General features: G+C 62.6%; 4 protein-coding genes and 1 pseudogene. 1 reads left to right on the top strand and 4 read right to left on the bottom strand.

Annotation, left to right across the window (positions count from 1 at the left end; all coding sequences use genetic code 11):
- Positions 1–167 (bottom strand): FAD-dependent oxidoreductase (locus tag VKI00_RS19080; RefSeq protein WP_324440129.1); only part of this gene is annotated, 167 nt, incomplete at its 3' end.
- Between the two features lie 173 nt (positions 168–340).
- Here VKI00_RS19080 and VKI00_RS19075 point away from each other — a divergent pair.
- Positions 341–676 (top strand): YnfA family protein, encoded by a 336-nt coding sequence (locus VKI00_RS19075; protein WP_324440127.1) that lies wholly within the window; start codon positions 341–343, stop codon positions 674–676.
- Here the strand turns inward: VKI00_RS19075 and VKI00_RS19070 are convergent, their stop codons facing one another.
- The 3 genes and pseudogenes from VKI00_RS19070 to VKI00_RS19060 all read right to left on the bottom strand — a co-directional run.
- Complete coding sequence (locus VKI00_RS19070; RefSeq protein ID WP_324440125.1) at positions 677–1534, bottom strand: SDR family oxidoreductase; 858 nt, start codon at positions 1532–1534, stop codon at positions 677–679.
- A 516-nt stretch (positions 1535–2050) separates the two neighbouring features.
- Entirely contained in the window at positions 2051–4975 is a 2925-nt protein-coding gene (locus tag VKI00_RS19065) for an ornithine decarboxylase (protein ID WP_324440123.1), read from the bottom strand.
- Between the two features lie 172 nt (positions 4976–5147).
- Positions 5148–5482, bottom strand: a pseudogene (locus tag VKI00_RS19060) (transposase); the annotation flags it as partial.

Genomic DNA, 5482 nt, shown 5'->3' with positions numbered 1-5482 from the left:
TAGATCCCGGTCGCCACCTGATAGAGCAGCGGCTGAAACAGATGGCTGTTCGTTTTCGAGATCAGCGTGATGTCGACGTCGGCCCGCTTGAAGGCTTTGGCCGCGGTCAGCCCGCCGAATCCCGATCCGACGATCACGACGCGGTGGCGGTGGTCGGTAGCCGGCATAGTCACGGACCTCCTCGGTTACGACTCCGCTTGGGTCTCAGGCTAGGCCGATGCCACACCTCAACGGGAATCTGCCGGATCCGCGGCCGCCGCGCCCGGGGTGCCGCATCGATGATCGTGAACGGATAGCAAAATTACTGGGGCGGGTCGCTGACAAATGCGGAGGTGCGGTAATGAGTGTCGCCAGATCGATTCTGCTGTTCGCGGTGGCCGCGCTATTCGAGATCGGCGGCGCCTGGCTGGTCTGGCAAGGTGTCCGCGAGCATCGTGGATGGATCTGGGCCGGCTTTGGCGTAATCGCTTTGGGTGCCTACGGGTTTGTCGCCACTTTCCAAGACGATCCCCACTTCGGCCGCGTTCTGGCCGCCTACGGCGGTGTGTTTGTTGCCGGGTCGCTGGCCTGGGGCATGGCGCTGGACGGTTTTCGGCCGGACCGGTGGGACATCATCGGCGCCGCGGTGTGCCTGGCCGGGGTCGGCGTGATCATGTATGCACCCCGCGGGCGGTAGTCAATCTTTAGGCTCGACGACGCCCGTCGCGTGCTGCGCGCGGTCTTCGTATGCCCGGCGCGCGGTGCTGTCGAAATTGAGGAAGACGGTGTCGTTGCCCATCTTCTTGTTGAGCCAGCGGCGGCCCCGATCCGACAACAGCTGCGACACGATCGCGATCAACCGGCCGTTGGCGGGCACCGACACCTGGGTCTTCGGCTTGTCGAGCACCTTGACGATCGCCGCGGCGATATCGGCGGGCTCCACCGGCTTCTGCGCGGCCGATGGCGACGTGCCGGAGATCAGCTCGGTGTTGGTGAACGTCGGTAGTACCGCGGTGACCTTGACGCCGTGTGGGGCGAATTCATCCGCCATCCCGGTAGACAGGCCTACGACCGCGAATTTTGTTCCGGCGTAAACGATTTGACCCGGCACCGCCACCATGCCGGCCAGCGACGCGATATTGATGATGTGCCCGCTGCGACGCTTGACCATTTCCGGCAGCACCAGTTGGCAGCCGGTCAGCACGCCGTAGAAGTTGACCTCGATCGATGAGCGGATCGCCTGTGCAGACTGCTCGAGAAATGGGCCTACCGGCATGACGCCGGCGTTGTTGATCAGCACGTCAATGTGGCCGCCTCCGTCGGCGCGGGCCTTGTCGAGGAAGGCTGCGAACGATTCGCGGTCGGTGACGTCCAGTGGATGACCTGACACCGAACCGAGGCTGCTCATGCCGGCGACCGCACTCTCGAGGACGTCGATGTCGCGGTCGCCGATGATCACCCGGGCACCCCGCGCCAACAGCGCTTTGGCGGTCGCATGTCCGATGCCGCGGGCGGCACCGGTGATGACGATGGTCTTGCCCCTGATGTTGTCCATGTCGACGGACTTTACAGGTGTCAAGTCCGCCGGGGAACCACGCTCCCGGCCCCGGTGGGCCGGCAATTCGCCGTACCGCGCGCCTGCGGTTCGCCGGACTGCGCCGCCCCCGAACCAGATTCGTGCCCGGCGTCACATACCAATAGCCCAGGTCAGGCGACCGGAACTAGCTACAAGAATAGCTCTTGTCTAACTGACACGCAGTTAGTATGGTCAGCCGATATATCCATACTAAAAGCATGATAACAATTGTCTAGCGTGCAATGTCAGTTTGGCGCGCGCTGGAGAGGAAACGGATGGATGCAGTTTCATCAGCTACCGCAACCGGCGAGGCGTTGTCTCTTGGGCAGGGCTTAAGCTGGCGCGATCCCGACATCGGCTGCACGGTGGTGATCTCGCATCCGTCGGCCGACCCTGGTTTGTGGTCCGAGTTTCTGGCGGGCGCGTATCGCAGCTATCGCAAGCACGGTGTGGAGTGCGTGCTCGACGTCGACGCGCTGCGCAGCGGTTTGAGCGTTAGGAACCAGCCTCCGCTTGTACCGCGTCGCCCGGCTGCTGCTCGCCGAGCAGCTCGTCCTGACCGACCTCGGGAAGGCTGCTATCGCGACCGTTCCCTCCGCGCTTCGCCGGCTTCTTCTTCGCCGTTTTTTCCGGAGTGGCCGCAGCCGTAGACGGCGCGGACTGGTGCCCATTGGACGGCAGCCCAACCGATGCGCCGACCATCTCGATCGCCTTCTCCGTGTACACCCGATAGCCGAAGTCCGGCGCGTAGCCGTGGATCTCCTTGGTGTCCAGATCGCGCATGAACTGCAGGATTTCGCGGCTGAACACCTGACCCGGCACCAGCACCGGGAAGCCCGGAGGATAGGGCGTCACGTAGGTCGCGGACACGATGTCGATTCCGGCGTCCAGCTTTTCGTCGATCTGCTCACCCATGAGGTATTCGCAGTTCGTGTCGTCGTAGGACAGGTAGAACGCGCGACGGACATCGCCCTCGGGTGTCGGCTCGGCTCCGCTGTGATCCCGGAACGCCGGATGGAATCCGCTGAAATTACACAGCGGCACTGGACGTTCGGTCAGCCGATACACCGCCTGCTCGAAGTGTTCGCGCTCACCCAGACTCATCTCGGAGATTTCTTGGTCGAGTTCGGAGGCGATATTGACCAAGACCTCGACCAGGAAAGCGACCGAGCTGCGCGTGGTGCCGATGTTGGTCATGAACAGCACGCTGTTGCGTGACGTCTTGTTGATCTGAATGCCGTAACGGTCCATCAGCTGCTCGCGTTTGAACGTATCGCCGTCATAGCCGGTACGCCCGATGGACAAGGTGATTCGCGACGGGTCGAGCACGAACTCGTCGTCATGCCAGGCGGCCATCATGTTGCGCAGTCCCGAGCGCAGAGGTTGGTCGATGGCCGTCGGACGGAATCGATCGGGGATCAGATGAGCCGTACCAAGGCAGTGCATGTATTTGCTGAGCAACGGATGATTGTCGATCGCGTCGCGCAGTTGCATCGCGTTCTCGATTTGCCGCTGCACCAATTCGGCGCCTTCCAACGCCACCTGCCGACGACCCAGGTCCAGCGACGCCAGGATCTGGTAGTTGGGTGAGGTCGACGTGTGCGCCATGTAGGACTCGTGGAACGGCTCGGCCACCTTCTGGTCGAAGTCCTGATCGAAGACGTGAATCATCGATCCCTGCCGCAGCGCGGTCAGCGTCTTGTGGGTCGATTGGGTGGCATACACCCGCACCCGTGCCCGCGCCGGGTCGGCCATCAGGCGGCGGTCCAGCAGGTCATCGTCGGTTGGCTTACTCGCGGTCTGCTCCGCCAGGTACTTCTCGTAGCGTTGCCGGTAGTCGGGGCTCTGCAGCCGCTCGCGCAGTGCCTTTGCCGACGCCATCGCGGTGCGGGTCCGATAGACCGGGTGGAAACGGGCGAACGCGAACCACGCCTCGTCCCACAAGAACACCAGATCGGGCTTGATCGCGAGGCACTCTTCCATCACGCGCTCGACGTCGTAGACGATGCCGTCGAAGGTGCAGTTCGTCAGCGACATCATCTTGACGCGGTCGAGCTTGCCGGCACGCTTGAGCGCCAACAACTTCGACTTGATCTCGCGCAGCGGCACCGCGCCGTACATCGAGTACTCGTTGAGTGGATAAGCTTCCAAATAAATGACATTCGCGCCGGCCATCATCATGCCGTAGTGATGTGACTGGTGGCAGTTGCGGTCCAGCAGCACGATGTCGCCGGGCGCCACTAGCGCCTGGGTGACGATTTTGTTAGCCGTTGACGTTCCGTTGGTGACGAAGTACGTGTGCCGCGACCCGTAGGCTTGCGCCGCGAGCTGTTGGGATTCACGCAGCGGACCGGTGGGCTCCAACAGCGAGTCAAGGCCCCCGCACGTCGCCGAGGTCTCGGCCATGAACACTTCCAGGCCGTAAAAGCCGACCATGTCCTTGATCCAGTGCGAGTTGACGATCGACTTGCCCTGCGAGATCGGCAGGGCGTGGAACACACCCGTGGGCCGGTGGCTGTACTGCTTGAGCGCACTGAAGAACGGGGTGCGGTAGCGTGCCTCGACGCCCTGCAGGATCGACAGGTGCAGCTCGAGCATGCCTTCGCGAGCGTGAAACACCCGGCGGAAGTACTGACCGAGGCGCCCGGCGATGTCCTCCACCTCGATCTCGGTCATCAGATAGAGGTCGAGCTCGGGACGCAACTTCGCCAACGACGTGGCGAGAATCTGCGCACGTTCTTCGGGCGAATAGTGATCACCCAATTCGTGCGACACCCCGGTGTCGACGAACTCCGACAGCGATGACAGATCCCGGGTTGATTGATGCGAAAAGCGCCGCCGGATCACCACCGCCTGCAGGTTCACGTTGAGCCGTGCCGCGATGAGCGCCTCGTCTCCGCTGGCCACCACCACAAGTTCGTAGACGAATTCGTCGTCCGGGCGACGCCACTTGCGTACCTCGTTGCGCAGCGCGTGTTCCTGCGCTTCGGTCATCTTCTCGACGACCAGCACCTCGAAGTAGGGGCGGTCGCGCTCCGCTTCCGTCTGACGCTCGAGCTGACGCGGATCGGACGGAAACATGTCCAACTCGTCGGCGCCGGCGTTCTCCACGTCCCCGGTGCGATACGACTCCGTGGTCAGCGCTCGGTTGACCCGCGCAACCGCTTGGCAGAACTTTTCGTAACTGCCTGTGGTAAAAAGTCGCTGAACTAGGGCGAATTGCGGCGCGCCGGGGTAGGCCCAATACGGTTCCAGTGTGCTCAGACGAGCCAGCAAGTCTTGGCAGTCGCTGATGCATTTTTCTTTCAACGCGCCGGCGGTGTCCGGGCGGGTCAGCCGATCGGCGGACTCCTCCAATCGGCACCACGAGTCGCTGCGGACCTGCCACAGACTGTTGTAAGCACGCAGGTGTTCTGTCATGGCGGCCCTTTCGTCGAATCAAGGTTCGCAGACCCAGCCCGCACCTTGGTGACCAGCAGACAAACAGTGCGCGTCCGTCGAGTGGCAGCCCGAACAGGAGTGTGGTGCGCAGTTATGCACAGTCGGCAGTTCATTAACAAGCCGGGCGTCTGGCTCGTCGTGTTGCCTCGTGTCAAGATGCGCGCGTCGAGTTTCTGGTTGCCTCATTTGAGAGTGCGCGCTTAGCGGCACGGGCGTTGGTTTTCGATCCGGCTTTGCTGGAGGTCAGGGTGGGGAGTTGGTTGGTCAAGGCCTGAATCCGGCGCTGCGTGGCGGCGGGGTTAATCCGGCCCTGGGCTGTGGCCAGGCCCACGATGCGGCCCTCGGTCATCGTTGGGTGATTGATCGCGCGCTGAAACGGGGTGGCCGCAGTGTCGTATTTCTTGGAGACCTTGGCGCCGTCACGGACCTTGGATATCAGTTTTTGCTGCGGGTAGAAGTAGTTGGTCAGCTTGGATTGAAGCTGCC

Source organism: Mycobacterium sp. (genome assembly GCF_035314665.1).
Lineage (GTDB): Bacteria > Actinomycetota > Actinomycetes > Mycobacteriales > Mycobacteriaceae > Mycobacterium.
The sequence above is the reverse complement of the archived record's forward strand: the minus strand, read 5'-3'. Positions and strand labels throughout refer to the sequence as shown.